Source organism: Moraxella boevrei DSM 14165, assembly GCF_000379845.1.
GTDB lineage: Bacteria > Pseudomonadota > Gammaproteobacteria > Pseudomonadales > Moraxellaceae > Faucicola > Faucicola boevrei.
Genome location: NZ_KB903812.1, coordinates 1 through 20,053, shown reverse-complemented (window position 1 = coordinate 20,053; position 20,053 = coordinate 1). Strand labels below are relative to the sequence as shown.

General features: G+C 38.5%; 21 protein-coding genes. 6 read left to right on the top strand and 15 right to left on the bottom strand.

The genetic code is table 11. The annotated features are described in order from the left end of the window. Positions 1 to 24: 24 nt before the first annotated feature. The 6 genes from A3G3_RS0112360 to A3G3_RS0112335 all read left to right on the top strand — a co-directional run bounded on the left by A3G3_RS0112360 (position 25) and on the right by A3G3_RS0112335 (position 5,032). Positions 25 to 522, top strand: a complete 498-nt coding sequence (locus A3G3_RS0112360) for a PAS domain-containing protein (RefSeq protein WP_019520837.1) — start codon at positions 25 to 27, stop codon at positions 520 to 522. After that, entirely contained in the window at positions 519 to 1,265 is a 747-nt protein-coding gene (locus A3G3_RS0112355; RefSeq protein ID WP_019520836.1) for a PhnD/SsuA/transferrin family substrate-binding protein, read from the top strand. Before A3G3_RS0112360 ends, A3G3_RS0112355 begins: the two co-directional genes overlap by 4 nt. A 194-nt stretch (positions 1,266 to 1,459) precedes the next feature. Then, positions 1,460 to 2,167 (top strand): hypothetical protein, encoded by a 708-nt coding sequence (locus tag A3G3_RS0112350; RefSeq protein ID WP_019520835.1) that lies wholly within the window; start codon positions 1,460 to 1,462, stop codon positions 2,165 to 2,167. 55 nt (positions 2,168 to 2,222) lie between these two features. After that, a complete protein-coding gene (locus A3G3_RS0112345) occupies positions 2,223 to 3,602 on the top strand; it encodes a hypothetical protein (RefSeq protein ID WP_019520834.1) in 1,380 nt (459 codons plus the stop codon). Between the two features lie 64 nt (positions 3,603 to 3,666). Next, positions 3,667 to 4,203 (top strand): GTP-binding protein, encoded by a 537-nt coding sequence (locus A3G3_RS0112340; RefSeq protein ID WP_019520833.1) that lies wholly within the window; start codon positions 3,667 to 3,669, stop codon positions 4,201 to 4,203. A gap of 151 nt (positions 4,204 to 4,354) precedes the next feature. Beyond that, positions 4,355 to 5,032, top strand: coding sequence for a hypothetical protein (locus A3G3_RS0112335; RefSeq protein WP_019520832.1), 678 nt, complete (start codon positions 4,355 to 4,357; stop codon positions 5,030 to 5,032). A gap of 62 nt (positions 5,033 to 5,094) precedes the next feature. Here the strand turns inward: A3G3_RS0112335 and A3G3_RS0112330 are convergent, their stop codons facing one another. The 15 genes from A3G3_RS0112330 to ccoG all read right to left on the bottom strand — a co-directional run bounded on the left by A3G3_RS0112330 (position 5,095) and on the right by ccoG (position 19,560). After that, entirely contained in the window at positions 5,095 to 5,877 is a 783-nt protein-coding gene (locus A3G3_RS0112330) for a segregation and condensation protein A (protein ID WP_019520831.1), read from the bottom strand. 22 nt (positions 5,878 to 5,899) lie between these two features. Beyond that, complete coding sequence (locus A3G3_RS0112325; RefSeq protein ID WP_019520830.1) at positions 5,900 to 6,406, bottom strand: NF045616 family extracytoplasmic (lipo)protein; 507 nt, start codon at positions 6,404 to 6,406, stop codon at positions 5,900 to 5,902. 19 nt (positions 6,407 to 6,425) lie between these two features. Beyond that, positions 6,426 to 6,923: an NF045616 family extracytoplasmic (lipo)protein gene (locus tag A3G3_RS0112320; protein WP_019520829.1), complete on the bottom strand. Its 498-nt coding sequence runs from the start codon at positions 6,921 to 6,923 to the stop codon at positions 6,426 to 6,428. A 10-nt stretch (positions 6,924 to 6,933) separates the two neighbouring features. Then, entirely contained in the window at positions 6,934 to 7,623 is a 690-nt protein-coding gene (locus A3G3_RS0112315) for a hypothetical protein (protein WP_156802175.1), read from the bottom strand. Next, complete coding sequence (locus tag A3G3_RS0112310) at positions 7,601 to 8,134, bottom strand: PAAR domain-containing protein (protein WP_019520827.1); 534 nt, start codon at positions 8,132 to 8,134, stop codon at positions 7,601 to 7,603. The genes A3G3_RS0112315 and A3G3_RS0112310 overlap by 23 nt, the downstream gene beginning before the upstream one ends. Before the next feature lie 34 nt (positions 8,135 to 8,168). After that, on the bottom strand, positions 8,169 to 9,218 hold the full coding sequence (trpS, locus tag A3G3_RS0112305) for a tryptophan--tRNA ligase (RefSeq protein WP_019520826.1): 1,050 nt from the start codon (positions 9,216 to 9,218) through the stop codon (positions 8,169 to 8,171). Between the two features lie 273 nt (positions 9,219 to 9,491). Then, complete coding sequence (locus A3G3_RS0112295; protein ID WP_019520824.1) at positions 9,492 to 10,355, bottom strand: substrate-binding periplasmic protein; 864 nt, start codon at positions 10,353 to 10,355, stop codon at positions 9,492 to 9,494. 153 nt (positions 10,356 to 10,508) lie between these two features. After that, entirely contained in the window at positions 10,509 to 11,585 is a 1,077-nt protein-coding gene (locus tag A3G3_RS13810; protein WP_019520823.1) for an LpxL/LpxP family acyltransferase, read from the bottom strand. A gap of 45 nt (positions 11,586 to 11,630) precedes the next feature. Next, complete coding sequence (locus A3G3_RS0112285) at positions 11,631 to 12,347, bottom strand: hypothetical protein (protein WP_019520822.1); 717 nt, start codon at positions 12,345 to 12,347, stop codon at positions 11,631 to 11,633. A gap of 339 nt (positions 12,348 to 12,686) precedes the next feature. Then, complete coding sequence (locus tag A3G3_RS0112275) at positions 12,687 to 13,211, bottom strand: hypothetical protein (protein WP_019520820.1); 525 nt, start codon at positions 13,209 to 13,211, stop codon at positions 12,687 to 12,689. A gap of 367 nt (positions 13,212 to 13,578) precedes the next feature. After that, positions 13,579 to 15,819: a primosomal protein N' gene (locus A3G3_RS0112270; RefSeq protein ID WP_019520819.1), complete on the bottom strand. Its 2,241-nt coding sequence runs from the start codon at positions 15,817 to 15,819 to the stop codon at positions 13,579 to 13,581. Next, positions 15,820 to 16,083 (bottom strand): hypothetical protein, encoded by a 264-nt coding sequence (locus A3G3_RS0112265; protein ID WP_019520818.1) that lies wholly within the window; start codon positions 16,081 to 16,083, stop codon positions 15,820 to 15,822. Positions 16,084 to 16,322: 239 nt separating this feature from the next. Then, positions 16,323 to 17,432 (bottom strand): histidinol-phosphate transaminase, encoded by a 1,110-nt coding sequence (gene hisC, locus A3G3_RS0112255; protein ID WP_019520816.1) that lies wholly within the window; start codon positions 17,430 to 17,432, stop codon positions 16,323 to 16,325. Positions 17,433 to 17,479: 47 nt separating this feature from the next. Then, on the bottom strand, positions 17,480 to 18,058 hold the full coding sequence (locus A3G3_RS0112250; protein WP_019520815.1) for a FixH family protein: 579 nt from the start codon (positions 18,056 to 18,058) through the stop codon (positions 17,480 to 17,482). A gap of 122 nt (positions 18,059 to 18,180) precedes the next feature. Then, positions 18,181 to 19,560 (bottom strand): cytochrome c oxidase accessory protein CcoG, encoded by a 1,380-nt coding sequence (gene ccoG, locus A3G3_RS0112245; RefSeq protein WP_019520814.1) that lies wholly within the window; start codon positions 19,558 to 19,560, stop codon positions 18,181 to 18,183. Between the last annotated feature and the right edge of the window lie 493 nt (positions 19,561 to 20,053).

The window sequence follows — 20,053 nt, the reverse complement described above, 5'->3', positions numbered from 1 at the left end:
TACTAATTAATTGAAGGAATAAAAATGGCAGTAATTGAACTTCCAGACATGCAAAAACCTGCAGGTGATAGCAAAGAATATCGTTTAAAATTTAATGACGGTAGCGAACGCACCGTCTACGCAACCAGTAACGAATTGCCATATCCTGACGGAAAATTGATTGTATCTCGTGTGGATTTAGACGGTGTAATTACCCATGCTAATGATGCCTTTGTGGATATTAGTGGTTATGAACGTCATGAATTAATCGGCAAGCCACACCATATTTTGCGTCACCCAGAAATGCCAAAAGGGGCGTTTAAAGACTTGTGGGAAACGGTTCAAGCGGGCAAAAAATGGCATGGTTATGTGAAAAATCTATGCAAAGATGGTAGCTACTACTGGGTATATGCCACCGCTGTGCCAAACGTACGCCGTGGCGAAACGGTGGGTTATACGTCAGTTCGCCGTAAGCCTTCTCGTAGTAAAATTGCCGAAACTGAACAATTATACGCCAAAATGCTACAGGAGGAGCAAGCATGAAATTTAATTTACTGATTGCCCCAGATTTCTCGCCAGAGCGTTTTGCAGGCTGGCATATGCTAAATACGTTGCTCCAAAAACGTACAGGCTTACATCTACGTCTATTGACCCCTGCCAGTCATCAAGAACAAATAGATATGATTGCCAAAGGCGATGTAGATATTATCTATGCTAATCCCTTTGATGCAACGACATTAATTCGTGAAAAAGGCTACCGTGCGGTCGCTCGTCCAAAAGGCAAAGCCGATGAAATGGTAATTGCGACGAAAGCAGAAGGCACATTTAAACAACTTGATGAGCTAAAAAAAGGCTGTAAAGTTGCCATGGCGGATAACCGTGATGTAAAATTAATCGGTTTACGCTTGCTTGAAGCGGTGGATTTGGCAGAAAGCGATATTGAGTGGAATATTACCGAAAACTACCAAGCAGCAGCACGTGAAGTTATCAAAGGTAATGCTGATGTCGGCTTTTTCTTATCAGAAGTGTATCATGGCTTATCACGTTTGACGTTGTCACAGCTACATATCTTGATTGAAAGTGACTTGAGCGATATTACCCATGTGGTGCTTATCAATGACAAAATGGCAGGTAATCAAGAAGCCTTGCAGGCCTTGATGAGCCTGACCGATGACAACGACGGTCAAGAAGTATTAGCAGAACTGGGTATTAATAACGGTTTTGAGCCAATGACAGAAGAAGAAGGCGAATTTATGATTGATTTGATGGATACCTTGTTAGATTAAGCTAATCATTCATTGCCAATAAAAAAATCCGTTAAAGCGTCATTTATAAAGCATGAATGACGCTTTTTTTATGATAAAATTTTTTTAGTCAACACCAAAATTATGATAAAATAATACTTATTATTTAACAATCGTTAATTTTTTGCGAGTTACTTTTGTTAGTTACAATAAAGTATTAGTCACAAGGAATTTGTATGTACTCATTGTCATCACATAGCCGTAAAAAACACAACAAGCACTGGTTGAATTACCGTCTTTATAGCCGACAAGTCATGACCCAACCAATGAATATGGACTTGCATACTAGTCGTGTGATGACGGCAATGGAACTAGATGAAAAAGAGCCTTTACAAGGAGCACTGGCGGATATGTTTTTTGGTTGTTGGTATGATGTCCCCTATTTTGGTGAACGGATGTTATCTCAAGTCAAAGAAAAACTGAATCCAAAAGTGATGGAAGGTTTTGAGACGTGTATTTACAATAAAAAATATATTTTGGAAAGCAGTAGCCTTGCCACACGTTGGAGTGTGCTGGTTTCGCCGTCTATGTCGGTGTTTGAAAATCAAATGTTGGTATCGCCTGATGACTCACGTTCCGTGGCACAGATTACCATCTCGGCATTGCTCGATGCCTTAGAAGATTATGAAGATGATCCTGAAGAAGTTGGTGAAGAAATTCGTGAAATTGAAGAAGAGTTTTTTAAACACTGCTTAACAACTGATGACCGCTTAGCGTTTACCATTGTATGGTGGGAATTATCCAAAAACAAATGGCAATTTAGCGAAAATTGGACACAAACCCGTCATGCTTTTGAAGAAAAAATGTACCAAACGCACCAAACTAATGATGGTGATAATGAAGATGGCGAGCTCGATTTAACAACCGACACGCCAATGGCATAATTTTTTAACTTGAGAATTAAAAAATATGCTGATTTGATTATAAATGGGGACAATAATGCCAAATACGCCAAGTTTATTATTAGTTGGATTTACCGAAACCAATGCCAATGTGATTCAAATTTTTTTGGAAATGACGTTCAAAAATATTCAGGTGAATTCTCTTGTGCGTAATTTGGGGCAGAATGTGCTTGAGTTGCCAATCTTGAGTGATGAACAGCAACAAAGTGATATTTTTGTCGTTGATTTTGAAGGAACAGGACTGGATTTAGCCTATAGTAAACAGGCGAAAAATTTAGAAATTTACACTAATGGTAAGCCGATTTTGTTTGTTGCTCGTCAAAATGAAACCATTCCTGTCACTTTTGCTAAGTATAAATTTTTGACCGTACCTTATACCCGTCAACAGATGACGGAATGTATCAGGGGTATGTTGGAAAGTCTGCCAGATACGCCAGTCGCTGATAATCTAAATGCGGAAAACAAAGCCAATCTGCTCAATTCGTTGCCAAAAAATTCAAATAAAGCGGTACAAGACTTAATCAACGAATCATTTGCTAGCACAAAAATAGGCAAGGTGTTTAAAACTGACACTCCAAGAACTACCGCTCAGCCTGCAATATCTCACGCTAATTTAGAAAATCAGCCCAATCCAACAAGCCCAATTAATCAAATTACGCCAAATAACGAGCCTGTGAATGTTGATGATGTCGAAAAAGTATTTGGGTTATTAGTAACAATTTTTCCAGATATTGCTGATAGACTATTATTTACATTTGCTAAGAAATTGCAATCGTTAAAAGATTTTGCCATGGTAACTGTCAATGGCTATCATATGTATGTCAATCCGATTGATAAAAGTGTGATTACCGATAATTTAGAGCGGATTAGCGATAGTTTTTTAGTCGGTATTGGCTTAAAAGAAGAAAATTTGACGTTTCAAACCTTAGATGCCAATCATTTTCGCCAAAAAACTGCCAATCATTTGACATCGGGTGCTAAGCAATATAATCTTGCTCAAGTCATTTGGTTTATTGGTTTGGAGCTGATGCAGGTTCGGCGAACTAGCTATGCTGACTCCCACCGTTTACAAATTCAAGCGACTTTCATGCCGAATTTTGCAGGGGTAAAATTTGTACCAAATTACGTTGTACCCTTGATTGCAAGCTGTTTGGGTCGTCCACGTACCTTATTGGATTTTAATAAATTATTTCCACATTTGACCAATTCTCAAGTGAATCAAGTGTTGTTGTTACTCATTATGTCTAATGCGGTTAATTATCAAGTTTTACTACAAAGTGTTAACACACCAATGACTACTGCAACGAGTACGCAAACCCAAGCAAAACCTATTGACAATTCAATTAATAAAGGTATCCAAAAAGCGAATAAAACAGGATTTTTATCACGATTATTAAACCGTTTAGGCGTGGCATAGCTTAACAATATCGTCAGAAATAACATTTTGTTTTGGTAAAAAATTTTAAAATTAGGATAACTTAATGTCGATGTCACAAACTGATATTTATAAAATTATTTTTGCAGGACCTGTCGGAGCAGGAAAAACCCAAGCTATTCGTTCGTTATCGGATAAAGAAGTTGTCACTACCGAAGAAAACGCCAGCGATGATGTTAAACTGATGAAAAAAACCACCACGGTGGCGATGGATTATGGCCTTATGAAATTGCCAACAGGTGAACAAGTGCGATTGTACGGCACACCAGGGCAAAAACGCTTTGATTTCATGTGGGAAATCTTAAGTGAAAATGCGTTGGGTTTAATTTTATTAATCAATGCCGAAAATCCCGATCCTGTGCAAGACATGAAAGATTATATGGAAAGTTTTTTGCCATTAATTCACAGTAGTGCGATGATTGTTGGGATTACCCATGCGGAAAATATGCCATGGAATTTGCATCAGAATCTATCTGATGAGTTAATAAAAATGAACATTCCTGCGAACGTGATGAGTGTTGATGCCCGTGATAAAGAGCAAATGGCACAGCTGATTAGTGTATTGATTTATGCGATTTTGTAATTTTGCCAAAACTTGTAAAATGTTGCTAAAAATATAAATTGGTTGATAAATATATTACCTTTTATCGTAACGAACTTTGTATTTTGGCAAAATTACGATACAATTAACCCATTTTCTAGAGTTTAGTTAGTATTTAAAAAAGGATAGCCCTATGGCGACGAGTAACGAACCGATTGTTAATCATGTGATTTTGACCCCAGAGGGTGTATTACATGGTTTTTCCCAAGTGAACCCATCTGAGCAACAACTTGCCCTGCAAGCCATGCTTGCCCCTGAGCAAACGATGACCGCTCACGAATGGAGCGAGCGTTATAGCGAAACGTGGCTAGATATGTTTATTGAAGAGGGTTGGGTGGAAGTGGTGGATAAAGCGATTGTCGCACCGCACGTTCAGCTAGATGACTTTTTGCGGTATGTGTCAGCGAGCTTGTCGGGTTCTCGCCGTGTGGCGATTGGTTCGGATGAAGGGTTCTGTTTGGCAAAAATGGGCTTTACCCAACAAGAAGCAGATACATTGTGTGTGGCGGCGGCCGACTTTTTTGACTTTTTGCAACGTCAACAACAGCGTGGTTGGGCAATTCATGGACAAGCAGTATCCTTTTTCTCCACCATTGATATGTTAATGCCGAACACGAGTTTTATTTTCTTGTGGATTAATAACCAAGGCTACTGGCTGATTATTGAAGATGAACCGCTACTTAATAACCGAGCGTTCGTTGAGTTGGTTTGGGGGATTAAAGCCACTGGTGAACGTTTTGAGTTGCGTGCGGAACGTGCATTGCAAGAGGAACAACAACGTGAGCAGGCAGAAGACAAAGCGAAAAAATAAGCAGTATAGAAATAATTTTAATAAATTGTTAAAACCCTTAAATTTACAGATTTAAGGGTTTTTTATGCGGTCCAAATTAAGTCTAACTCATTGATACTTATTGTATTATCATCAATTAATCCAAAATTAATCAATTTTTGTTTTGCTAACTCCAAAACCGCCACAAAACTTACCACCACCCCCAATCGACCCTGTGATTTATCCAAAATATCGGCAAATGTTCCTTTTCCACGATTTGCCAGAATTCGGCTGATACTCGCCATACGGTCGGCAAGTGGCACAGGGTCGGTTTTGATGTGGTGCATTTGGTAATCAGGCTTGATTTGCATTTTAATTAAACTATCCATAAGTAAGTTCGCAGGGTAGGGCGGAATTTGTTTTGCCAAAACTTCTGGACTTGGCAAGCTAGCAAATGCCAAAAATACATCTCTTTCTAAGCGGATTAATTCATCAATTTTTTTACTCACTGCTTTGATTTGGGCGTATTCTTCAAGACGGCGAATGAGCTGTTTGGTGGGATTTTTTTCATCATCAGGTAGGTTTGGAGTTGGTAATAATAGACTACTTTTGATATTAATTAAGGTGCTTGCCATCAGCAAATAATCGCCTGCGAGTTCAAAATGTGCTTCATCTAAGTCGTTGATATAACTTAAATATTGCTCGGTAATCGGCAAAATGGCGGTGGTTGTAATGTCAAAGTTATTTTTTTTGACAAGATACAACAAAAAATCAAGCGGGCCTTCAAATTGCTCAAGCCACACCGCAAAGGCTTCTGGCGGAATATACAAATCGTCAGGCAGGCTTTGGATTGGCGTGTCAAAAATACGAATACTAGAAAAGTTCATAATTAAATAAATTTAAAATATATCAAAAAAGCCACCGCTTTAATCGCCACCAAAGACCACGATGGTTGCTATATGCTTTATCAGTGCATATTTGAGTAAAATAACCGTGTGAATCGGGTACATATCCTGCTTGATTGATTTGTAATGCTCCAAATGCTCCACTATGTTCTACTAAACAAAAGTAAGCACTGGCACTATATTTACTGCTAGATACGACATAAATGTTATTTAGTCTATAGTTAAAGTCTGAAAACATAAAACAGCTTTCAGGGCTTTTTAATATGGGTAGGTCGCCAGTAAAAGAGATCCTTTGCCCTTCTTTTTCGTTATTCACAGATGGTTCGCTATTCTCAAGAAGTAGATGATAGTTGTACGTCTTTTCATTATTATTATGTTCGTCATACAAATAAAAACACGGCTGATTGTCTTTTAGGGTAATCAACACACCACCATCGTTGGGTTCTCCATTACTACAAGCGGTCAGTATGGCACTCATCAATACCAATATTATTAGCGGTGATTTTTTCATAAAACACTCTCGCTTTGTATCAAAAAAATCCCCACTTTAATCGCCACCAAATGCCACGATGGTTGCTATATGCTTTATCACTGCATACTTGTGTACGCCAACCTTGCGAATCAGGTACATACTCTGCTTGATTGATTTGTAATTTGCCATTGTTTTCTACTAAGCAGAAGTCGGAGCTGGTGTAGTGGCTAGAGCTTGCTATTACATAAATGTCGTTTAGACGGTATTCAAGCTCTTGGGGAAATACAAAGCAACTGTCTGAATTTTTTAATGTTGGCAGCTCACCTCTAAAAAAGAGCGTTTGCCCTTCTTTTTCATTATCTACGGATGGATTTAGATTGGCAAGATGCAAAATATATTCTTCTGCATACTTGTCTTTGTGTTCTTCGCCATACAAATAAAAACAAGGGCTATTGTTTTTTAAGACAATCAAGACCCCACCTTCTGTAGGGCCTTTTCTGCAGGCAGCAAGCATGACGGTCATCAATATCAGTATCATTAGCGGTGTTTTTTTCATGGAATAATCCCTATTTTATTATATCAAAACATTCTATCCATTTAATGTCTTTGGGTAACAATAAAGGCTCACTTGGGTTTTGTAAGAAAGAATCTAAGCATTTTTCATAATATATTTTTAGATGATAAAATTTTGCCTTTTGACCAAACTTAATAATTCTAAAATAATGCGAGACAACCTCAGCTTGTTGCTCCATGCTATAATGAGGAAAATCAATACCATCTTTGACGATGTCATAATCATAAGCCTTGGGGCTATGAGATGCTTGACCATTTTGTGTACCACCACTACCAAAATATTTGCCCCCAACAAAAATACAAGCACCGTGTGCTAAGGTGGATCTACCTAGCTGATTTTGCCAAATATGTACCATCTCGTGTATAAACCACACTTGGTGGTTGGGATCGGCAGCGTTTGAAAAATCATTGTTGCCTTTGCTGTATTTATCATAAATATCAGCAGGAAAGGTAATGTTATTACCGAGTACTTGGGCGTTCCCCGTTAGGTTATGAAACGGATTGCCACGGCAGATTTTTACCTGCTGATAGTTGAGACTGTTTTTGAATATGCTTCTTGCCATAGTGATTTCAGCAGGCGTTAGCCCTCTGGTGACTTGAACACGTATCTGTTTGGTATAATCTGATGCCTCACTAATAGGACCTCCATGATAAGCACGCTTAAACTGCATCATCATCTCCATGAGTCAGACCTATTTCTACTTCCACCTGTTCCATGTTGTCGCATTCAATGACTTTGGTATAGCCATCATCGTCAGTGATACCGACCGCAACGATTTTCTCGCCTAATTTTATGCGGTAATTGATTTGACGGAGTGGCAAGCCTGTATTGTCATCTATGAGTTGAAAGCGTTCTTTATATTGTTTGGTGGTATTTGCTAAGTCATCAGCGATATTAAAGTAGCTATTATCAATCATTTGATTGTTATCACCAGCAAAGGTTCGATGTTGCAAGGGTTCTGTGATGATGGCACCACAAGTAAGCTTGTCACTGACCATGGCAACATACTTACCATGAACATTAATGAATGTGTTACTGCGAATGATAGATGACCAAACGCTACATTTGGGGCATAAAAAACCATCATCCTCTCTCAGCCAGTAACGTCCATCGGTGCTTGATTTATTTTGGGTGGCTTTAATGATACCACCATGCGATGTAGTAGCACCATCTACTGCGATTGCTTTCTTCATAAAAGTATCCTTCTCTTAGGTAAATAATTTCTGCTTATTTCAACTTCGCCAAAGGTTTAATGCCGATGAGTTTTCGCACTTTTTCCAATCTTTTACGACTTTCACGGCGAGCCTTTTCTGCCCCCATTTGTAAAATCTCTTCCATTTCTTTGGGATTTTTCATTAAATACACATATTTTTCACGAAATGGCGCGATTTCACTATTAATTTTTTCAAATAAAATTTCTTTGGCTTCGCCCCAGCCAATGCCTGTTTCAAAATGCAGTTTTAATTCGGCAATTTCATTTGGCGTTGCAAAGGCTTTATAAATTTCAAAAATCGTACTGTCGTCTGGGTTTTTGGGTTCTTCTGGCAATTGGCTATTGGTAACAATCCGCATAATGGCTTTTTTTAGGGCTTTTTCGCCGTCAATATTAATATCTTCGCCAAACAAAGGAATGGTGTTGCCATAGGATTTGCTCATTTTGCGTCCGTCAAGACCTGTGAGTAGGGGCGTGTCTTCATCAACCATGGCATTTGGCAAAACAAACAACGGCTTGTCATCACAGAATTTAAAATTAAATGAGCCTGCCATGTCTCGTGCCATTTCAATGTGTTGAATTTGGTCACGACCCACAGGCACAAGGTCGGCATTAAACATCAAAATATCTGCTGCCATCAAAACAGGGTAACTAAATAGCCCCATACTCACGCCAAAATCGGGGTCGGTGTCAGGCGTGGCGTTATTAATATCCACTTGAGCTTTATAGGCGTGAGCTCGGTTCATCAGCCCTTTGGCACAATGACAGCTCAAAATCCACGACAATTCGGCGATTTCTGGAATGTCGGACTGGCGGTAAAACACGATTTTTTCAGGGTCAAGACCGCAGGCAAGCCAAGTGGCGGTAATGGCTTTGGTGCTGTGGGCGATTTGGGCAGGGTCGTGGCATTTAATCAGAGCGTGCCAGTCCGCCAAAAAGAAAAAAGCGTCTATCTCAGCGGAATTTGACGCTTGTATGGCAGGCCGAATCGCACCGACATAATTGCCCAAATGCGGAATGCCTGTGGTGGTAATGCCTGTGAGAATGCGTTTTTTGTCGTTCATAAGGTTCTCTTTTAAGTTAAATTAAGATGATTGTGTAAAATATTTTAGTCAATGTTGTTCGCTAAAATTTTGTAATTCATTGGTTTTGTCAATTTGAAAAACAAATTTAATAAAATTTGTAATGATTTTTATAAAGTGTTTTAAGGATGTTGGTCTTATTTTGCCCATAAATTAAAGCGAATTATACCAATTTTTTTCTGATTTATCTAATTATCAGCGATAAAAATAAAAACACCAATTAATTAATTGGTGTTTTGTTAAGAAAAGCTAAAATTACTTATAAAGTGTTGTCATATCAACTTTAGGCAAACTATCCGCTTGACCTGTCCATTGGGTCATAATTTTTGCTAAAGTACCATCATCTGCCAACTGTTGTAAACCTGTATCAAATTTTTTGACTAAATCATCGCTACGACCTTTTTTGGCAAAACAACCCACATAAATCGGCTCTTTATGCCCATCATAAGGGATGTACTTGGTTTTGACATTTTCAGGTAGATTTTTTTGGATATCTTTTAAGGTAGTTTCTACTGCAAATACAGCATCGCCTTTTTGTTGGGCAAGTGCCTGTACCGCCAGATAAGTGGTAGGGTAGCCTTGTGTATTGGTTGCTTGACCTTTTAATACTTCATTTTTAAGAATTTCTTCAAAAACATTTGCGCCAGTACGACCCATCACCACTTTGCCGACTAAGTCATTTGATTTGTTGATAGTGCTATTAGCAGACACTAAACTACCTAATTTAGCTTGCATATAGGGACGCGTGATTTGGTATTTTGTCGCACGTTCAGGGGTGATAAATAAACCTGAACAAACGAGGTCAGCTTTACCTGTGGTAAGATTGTCAAAAATCCCTTGCCAAGGGTGAGCGACGATATTAACTTTGAACCCCTGTTTTTCGCCGATAGCGGTTAATAAATCTGCTTCTAAACCGATCTTATGGCCTTTTTCATCTGAAAAAATGTAAGGTGGATTTTCACCTGTTACATTAACGGTATAAGTTGGCTGGTTGGTAGTAGTTGGTGTTGCGTCCGAAGACGGTTGCGTTTGTTTGAGTGGTTCAGACTGAGAACAGGCGGATAAGCCCAATACACCTGTCATGGTTAAAATGCCCAACAAATTTTTGTTTATTTGCACGATTCCCCCTTAAAGAATCAATAAAAGTATGGATTGTAATTATCGATAATTATTGTTATTTCAGATACTTATATAAGGGAAAAGATTATAATTACTTTGGCTCTCATTTTCAAGCAAAAAATATAACCGTTTGTCGTAAAAAGCAACAATTTTTTAAATATAATAGTTTTTACCACTCGGTTGCGTTTTAAAGCGACGATGAAACCACATATATTGCGTAGCGTCAATACGGATATATTGTTCCAGTAACGCATTCACACGTGTCGCATCGGCTACTTCATCATCGCTTGGGTAATGCTCAAGTATCGGCGAAAACTGTAAGTGATAATGTGGACGGCGACCGTTTGGCATATCCACAGGTGTTTCTCGGTAGCTGTGAAATAAGATAATCGCAGGTGGGTTTTGCTTGTTACCAAGTTTCGCTAAACGTCGTTGAGCGGTAATCGTCGCTGATGGCACACCAAAAAAGCTTGCCATAACGCCTTGTTTGAGCCCAAAATCTTGGTCAGGGGTGTACCAAACAATGTGTCCGTCTTTGATGTTTTTTGCCAACAGTCGCATATCTTGGTTGGCGATTTGGGTATTAAAAATTTGTTGACGACCGTTAAAAATCAACCATTCTAACAAAAAATTATTTTGCGGACGATACATCACATCAAGCGGTAAGAATATGCTAGTCAAACGCCCTGCTAAATCCAACATGGTATAATGAGCACCCAACAAAATAACGGCTTTACCTTGCTGTTGTGCGGTCTTGATGTGTTGTAAGCCAGACACGGTAACGCACCGAGTGAATACATCAGGACGATACCAAGCACACAAACTTTCAAACAAGCCAACCCCAGCATTGATGAATACTTGTTTTGCCATGTCAAAACGTTCTGCTTCACTTTTTTCAGGAAAAATCAGTTGAAAATTCACCAATGTATCTTTTTGACGGCGTTTTACCAAATGAAAAATCAATAAACCCAAATTTTTACCCAGTTTAAATTGCCAACGCAATGGCAAATACATCAAGGGCAAAAAGATGACAATCATCAACCAAATACCCCAATATTTTGGCAATAAAAATTGCCATTGAAAGGGTTTTTTGCCTTGTCTATCTGTAGACAAATGTTGTTTTGTTAATTCGCTTAGTGTTGGTATTGTTGTGAGGCTGGTGTTTTGTAGGGGTTTACTTTGAAAGCTACAAGTTTTTGTTTGACAAGTTGATGGTTGTTGATTGTTCATAAATGTGATGACTTTGTGGATTTTTATAGGGTTATTTATGTTAAATTAATATTTGATAAATACTTTCCAAATATCATTATTGGCAATTGGGTTTTGATAAGCGTCATTGCGTTTTTTGCGTGGCGTCTGCCGACTGTCTACCAGTTTAAAATCTGGTAGGGCGTGAATAATCAACCCAGTTCGGTAAAACCGCAAACGCTGCGGCTCTAACATTTCGCCTTTATCATTTCGGCAAAACACATAGGCACGCAAATCAATAAATTCACGATGAGCGACCAAACGGGCATTAGGATTTTGAGAAAAAACTTGCTCCATTGCCAAAATTTCACGGTCTTTAAATTGACCACATTTATCGACCAATGCCCCAACCGACCCAAAATTTTTGGACTCTTTGGCTTTGGTGCGTGTCAAATGCAATTTTTGCACCCGATACACAAACTGCGGAATCTCAAGGCTGGCGGGTAACGGCAAATAATCGGGCGGTAAATAGGCGGCCGGATAAAAAGATTTTGCTCGTTCAATAAACGGTTGCCATTCGGCTTGATAATGCTGAACTTCGGCAAGGTTACCTGTATAAATTGGCATATCTTGCACTTGCTCCAAAATCGGTGGTGGAAAAAAATTATTACGAAATTGGGCGATGTCCGCTTGCAAGGTTGATAATAAAACTTTTGTTTGTTTTTTAGCAGACTTTTCGTCTAAAAGTTGGTTGTTTTCATCAAACAGTGATGGAATGGCAAGCGGAGCAGAGCGGTGGGACATGGTCAAATCCTGTTAAAATTTTTGGTTAGTTTAACATAAATAGCCTAAGTAATAAAGTCGCTTGAATATTGTAAATAATCTTCGCTCGGTCATAGTTCCCAACTCCATAGAAAAATACGGAAAATAGGTTTAAGGATTAATGCTTAAAACTTCAAAACATTAATCATCTTAGGCGTACTACACGCCACTATTGGGTCAAACTTAAAACCCCCAATTACTTTTCTTAAAATATTAAAAGCACCATTAACATCGGCATTAATTAAGCTACCATTTGATGATTTAAACAAACCACGTTTTACACGTCTGCCTTGATAACCTATGTGTTTTTGTAATGGTTCATTATCCAAAATTAATTTTAACTACTTTAACTTCTTGCAGATTATCATAAGTAACAATGGTTTTTAATTTACCCAAATCAAAAGATAAATCTATATCAAAACGGCTTGAAAGCGTTAATATGCCTTTATTTAAATCACGTTTTGATATAGCCTGTTTGGTAAAAATAATATTGGCTCGCCCTTTGGTTTTGTCTAAATATTTTGGTAGCTTTGGACAACCTAAAAATCTACTTTTGTCGTTGTGGTAAGATTTGATAACCGCCCAAAAAGATTGAAAGTTTTGATAAACTTGTTTGATGACTTGCTGGGCAACTTTTGCAGGTATGGCGATATAATCTGTTTGTTTTTCTTTGGTTAATTGATTGATAAGTTCAAAAGCATTTGGGGTTTTGTTGCTCGTAATAACACTTTGTCTATTATGATAAGTGGCAACATTAAATAAGTTTTTACACAAAAACGCATAGTCATCAAGCAGTTTATAATGCTTGTGGTTTGGTTTTATGCGGATTGTGTGGGTAAGATACATGGTTATTTTTGTAGTTCTTTAATAAGTTGTTCGGTCTTGCATTTGGTTCGTCTTTGTGTAATTCGTTGTCAATGACCAATATCCGACCTGTGGTTTATTTCTGATTTAACTTTACCACTTTTTAGCCATAATCAAACGGTGCGATAGGTTACTTTATTGAGTTTAGCATATTCGGATATTTTGTACTTCATTAAAATATTGTTGATGTTATATTGATATTTTATTTTATAAAAATATGAAAGTTTATGCAATTTTTTTCCGTGATTTTCTGTTATTTTAATGAAGTTAAATTATACTGCTAATTTTATCAACATATTTTTACTCTAATAAGCAAAATCCAATATGAAAATTTGTTAGTCAGCAAAAATTACCCCCACCCACTAGGGTCAATGTCTAGCGTAATTTTAATATATTTTGCAGAAGGTAACGCCAACACTTGCTCCCACCACATATCTAGCAACTGATGTAGAGTTTGCCGTTGCCGACTTAACAACAACAGTTGGGAATGATAACGGCTATTTTTTTTGGTCATCGGGGCATCGATAACGCCCAACACCGCCAACCCCATGTTGGTTAAATCTTGCCGATTGGGTAACAACTGTTTGGCATCATTTAACAATTTATGATTTTTTTCTAAAGAATTGCTTTCGACACGTACTAAGCACGCAAAGGTTATCGGTGGCAAACCTAACAACCGCCGAGTGCTTAACAACTGCTGTGCCAATACCCCATAACCATCACGAATCAGCGATAACAAATCGGGATTATCAGGTTGCAAAGTTTGGATTAGCACTCGCCCTTGTTTATCGGCACGCCCTGCACGTCCTGCTACCTGTGTGATGAGCTGGGCGGTGTGTTCAGGCGAACGGAAGTCTGCTGATAAAAATCCCCTATCTGCATTCGGCATCGCCACGAGCGTCACATTGGGAAAATGATGCCCCTTGGCTATCATCTGCGTACCGACCAAAATCGCCTTTGGATTATCCGATATTTGTTGATAAATTTTTTGCCAACTGTTTTTGCGTTTGGTGGTATCTCGGTCAATCTGAATAATCGGCACATCATCAAAAATCTCGCCAAGCCCTTCGGTGAGCCGAGCCGTCCCCATACCGACAGGGTCAAGATTGCCACTACTACAGTTAGGACAAGTTTTTGGAATGGGATTTTGCCAGTCGCAATGATGACATTTTAACAAAGCAATCGGCGACAAATGTACGGTCAAATGAGCATCACAGCGTGGACAATCCGCTTGCCAACCGCACGCATCGCATAGCAAAATCGGAGCATAACCACGCCGATTAAGAAAAACCAATACTTGTTCATTTTTATCTAATGTCTGTCGCATGGCATTCATTAGATTTTGTGCCAAGCCGTGTGTCCACTTTTGTTGGCGAGCGTCAATCAGCTGAATGGGAGCAGGTTTTGCATTGCCCGCTCGTCTCGTTAGACGTAGTTCGGTTAATTTGCCCAACTGCACCAACTGCAAGCTTTCAAGCGAAGGTGTCGCTGTGCCAAGTACCACAGGAATTTTTGCCATCACCCCACGATATAACGCCACATCGGACGCATGATAACGCAAGGTGTCCTGCTGTTTATACGATTGGTCGTGGCTTTCGTCCACGATAATCAAGCCAAGATTGACAAAAGGATAAAAAATTGCTGAGCGAGTACCGATGATAATTTGGGCTTGTCCTGTACGACAGGCTTGCCAACCGTGCAAACGTATTTTGTCGGTGAGACCTGAATGCAACATCAATACATGGGCAGAAAACCGTTCGGAAAATCTCGCCAAAGTTTGTGGTGTCAAGCCGATTTCAGGGACAAGGATTAATACTTGTTTGCCTTGTTGCAAAATCGGTTGCATGGCTTGTAGATACACTTCGGTTTTACCCGAACCTGTGATACCATTTAACAAAAACCCTTGATAAATCTTTTCATCAACGGCGTGAATGATGTTATCAACGGCGGATTGTTGTTCATTATTTAAGGCTAAATTATCTTGTTTAAGGGTAACTGGTGGTGGTAACACCAAATTTGGTAAAGCACAAAAACTTTCTATCAGGCCTTTTTCGGCAAATTTTTTTAAAAAACGTTTTTCTACGCCTTGTTCAAGTAGTTGATTTTCTAAAATTTCAGTTTTTTGGTTAGATAAATTAAATTGATGATGCAACTCAATTAATGAAAATTGTTGGCGTTCTTTGGTTGCTCGTGCGGAAAAATCGTTGTCATCTGCCAAACGCAACACTCGCCAAAACGTTTCGGCTTGCTCAAGCGGACTGCCTTGTCGCACCAAGGTTGGTAGTATCACGCCAAACACATCGCCAAGCGGATAATGGTAGTAACTGGCGAGCCAATGGGCGAGTTTTAACAGATTTTTGTCAATAATCGCTTGATTATCAATGACTTCGCTAATTTTTTTAAGCTTATCAAGGGGAATGTCGCTGTGTTCAAGATGAGTCACCACGATACCGACCAACTTTTGTCGTCCAAAAGGCACCCGCACCCGACTGCCGATTTTAGGGAAATGCTCGGCAGTTTGCCACTTGGCAGGCACGAGATAATCAAACACTCGGTACAGCGGAACGGGTAGGGCGACTTGAATAAGCATTTATTTTAGCCACTCGTCGACCTGCACTCGCCCATCAAGTGCCATGTTGATATCGCCACCGTTAATTTTTTTTTCATCATCAAATGGATTAAACAACAAATCCATCTCATAAAACACAATATGTGAGTCAATAATTGATAAGTGATGCTTATTAACTAGCTTAGAAAAATTTAATAAATCTTGCTCATTGCCAAAGCGATACGTCAAAACTTGACCTGTCTCAACGTGTTGGCATTTTAAATAATATTGTAAAACTGTATCCATTTTTCGCGAATTTCCAATTAAAGAACCTGTGTTCATAACGTTTTTGCGATGAAAAATATGATAAATCGCCCGCTTTTCAAGGAAAAAACGCAGGTTGATAGTGATTCTATCAAACAAGTTTTTGACGCAGAAAAGCAAGATTTAGTCAGTTTTCATGCAAAAGCAAATTTTTGTTTTATATTTTCAAAGTAACATTCAGTTGCGTAAGGTTGTGAATACAGGTTCTAATTAAAGTTGTTTCAAAGCGGGACAAACTCCCGTAACACATTGATTAAACGCTGATTTTGGGCTTGCGTACCAATGGTAATGCGTAAATAATCAGCGATTTTTGTCGAATTAAAATGACGGACAATCACCCCTTGTTCACGCAATTTTTCAAACACTTGCTTGGTTTCACCATATTGGCTTGGTGGTTTGGCAAATACAAAATTGGCTTGGGATGGCAACACATCAAAGCCCAAATCCGTCAGATTTTTTACCAAAGCTTGACGTAACGCAATCACTTTTTGACAACAATCTTGAAAATACACCGTGTCTTGCAAGCTCGCTACCGCTCCAGCCTGTGCCAAACGGTCGATCGGATAGCTGTTAAAGCTGTTTTTGTAACGGTTTAACGCTTCAATCAAGGACGGATTGGCGAACGCCATGCCAACCCGCAACCCTGCTAATGAGCGAGATTTGGAAAATGTTTGGCTGACGATTAAATTATCAAATTCATGGATTAGGCTTATCGCTGAGCTTGGATTTTCGGCAAAATCAATATAGGCTTCGTCCACAACCACCACACTATTTGGATTATTTTTTAATAGGATTTTAATGTTTTCTAAATCTAATAAAATGCCTGTTGGGGCATTTGGATTGGCAAAAATAATCCCACTATTTGGCTGATTGTAATCGTTAATATCAATACTAAAGTCTTGTTTTAACGCAACTTTTTTTAAATTTATCCCAAAAGTATCAGCATAAACAGGATAAAAACTATACCCAATCTCAGGCGTTAATACAGGCAAATTTTTGACAAAAAAACAGGCAAAAATATGTGCCAATACTTCATCCGAACCATTTCCGACGAAAATCTGGTTTTTATCCAACTGATACACATTGGCTAAAGTGGCTCGCAACTCATCTGACTCAGGGGCAGGGTACAAGCGTAAATTTTCCGCTTGATTGCTAATCGCTTGGGCAATCGCTTCGGCGACTTTTGGTGATGGTGGAAAGGGATTTTCGTTGGTATTGAGTTTGCACAGATTGGCGTGTTTTGGCTGTTCACCGGGGATATAAGGGTTGAGATTTTTTACCACATCGCCCCATAGACGGCTATTGGCTTGGGTTGGGTCAAAGTTTAGCACGACTATTCCTTTTATAAGAATTAAATATGTTATTGAACATAAATCAATTAATTTTCATCAAATGATGTTAAAGGCTTAAAATCAATTTTTTTATCCGTTGGCAAAGTTTGCACACTGCGTAATCGCCATGAATTTTCAGGATTATGTACGATAATATAGTATTTGCCTGCACTTTGGTCAAGTTCTACCGTTCCGCTAAAATTACCATTTGCCGAGTGTTTTAGGGTAAAATCACGGTCTTTTTGCACTTGGGTGGCGTGGGAAATTTCTACTTTTAATTCATTGGGCATACTAAAGCTTTGGGGTGGTGTATGTAGTTGAAAATTAACCTGATTTTTTTGAATGTGCATTGCCCCATTTAACCCCAAATCGTGGGCAAGTTTGTCTTTGGAAACGTCTGCATACAGGGTTTTACCGTCCATATACCAGTCATCACGCACCACGCTGTCTTTGATTTGTACCGAATAAATGATAAAAAAGATACAGGCAATCACCACAACCACAGGCAAACCAATGACAAAAATCCAAACCATATAATTTTTGTACCAAAGTTTTGAAATTGGTTGTTTTGAATTTTTGGGCTGTGTGGTTGGGTTAATGGTTGATGTTTGAGGAAGCTGGGTCATAATTTGGCTCAATTTTTAGCAAAAAACAAAAACTTATTATAACAAAAAAATAAGCCAACACTACTAAGAGTCGGCTTATTTTTTGCAAAGTTTGTCAAAAAAATGGGTTTATTTATCGCTAATTATTTAGCATTGATAAACACATTTTCTTTGGTTGCTTTATATTTACCACCATCATCTACGCTAACAACTTCCATTTGAATTGGCATTTTATCTTGGGTGATGACATTTGGGTCACCAATAATACTCACAGGCATGTCATAGCTTTCGCCTGCTTCTAACGGAATGGTTTTAAAGCGACTCTCTAAGGTCAAGCCTTTTTGTGGTACAAGACTAATTGCATATTCGTGAGGATGCTGAGTTTTGTTGGTAATTTTGATAATATAGGTATTTTCCACCATACCTTGAGTGGTCATAGATGATAACTGCCCACGGTCTCGGCGAATGTCCAACTGTAACGGCACATGCCCTGATAAGGTATAAATCGCCCCTGCAAATAATGCCACCAACACAAACATATAAGCAAACAAACGGGGACGTAACAATTTACTTGGCTGATTTTCCTCCAACTGACGTTCGGTAGAATAACGGATTAAGCCACGTGGCAAATTCACCTTATCCATAATCTCGTTACACGCATCAATACACGCCGCACATTGAATACATTCTACCTGCAAACCATCTCGAATATCAATGCCCGTTGGACACACTTGTACACACATCTGGCAGTTGACACAATCGCCAAGACTTGGGTCTTCTTTGCCTTTTTTTCTCGCTCCACGTGGCTCACCACGTTTATAATCATACGAGACAATCAGGGTATCTTTGTCAAACATCACACTTTGGAAACGACCATATGGACAAATGTGTGTACACATATGTTCACGCATATAACCTGCATTAATAAAAGTCGCAAATGCAAAAATAAACAACGACACCCATGTCAAACTTGACCAATTAAAAAAGTTAGTATATAAATAATCCGTGCCAACCGCATAACTCGTAAACGTCAACGCTGTAACCACCGAAATCATTGCCCAAATCACATATACGATACCACGTTTAACGATTTTTTCACCATTTAACGGGGCTTTATCCAGTTTAAACTGCTTATTACGGTCCCCAATCACCAATTTTTCGGTATATTGAAACATATGTGTCCAAATCGTCTGCGGACACGCATAACCGCACCACACACGCCCTGCATACACCGTCACAAAAAACAACAAAAATGCCGCAATAATAAAGAAAAACGCAAAAAAGAAGATATCTTGGGGCAAAAAGGTCATGCCAAAAATATAAATCCGTTGCCCTGTAAAATCAAACCAAATCGCCTGATGTCCGTCATAGCGTAGCCAAGGCAAGACCAAAAACAACACCAACAAAAAATACATACTTACCAAACGAATATTTTGATAAAACCCAGTCACAAAACGTGGATGAACCCGTTTTTTAGTTGCATCGATTTGATGCACGGGAATTTTATAATCAGAATTTGACATATTGCCCCCAGTGGAAAAAATAAGCTAACGCATCATTGAAGATACAAACCAGTTTTCTATAGTATTAATGGTGAAAACTTGGCATAAACAAATGACTTGCTGGCAAAACCACTTTATTATACGCCTATAAACTGTTAAAAGCCAAAAAAATCACAAAAAAAGCCAACAAAACTTAAATATCCAAAAAAATAAAAAATAATTAAAAATAAATTTATATAAAAAACAATAATTTAGAAACCAACCCAACAAAAAACCCGATTTTTTTCACAAAAACTGCTTGACTGGAATTAAAAAGACTATATAATACGCACCCACGATAGGGGCAAAGCGAAAGTATAAGGTATAGCGAGCTTTCTTTCAAAGAGAAATCTTTTTTATATTAAATATTTATTTTTTTTTAAAAAAGAAAATAAAAAAAAGCATAAAAAAGAAAACAAAAAAAGCGAAAAAAGTTCTTGACAGCTTAAAAAACTGTGATAGAATATGCGACCTA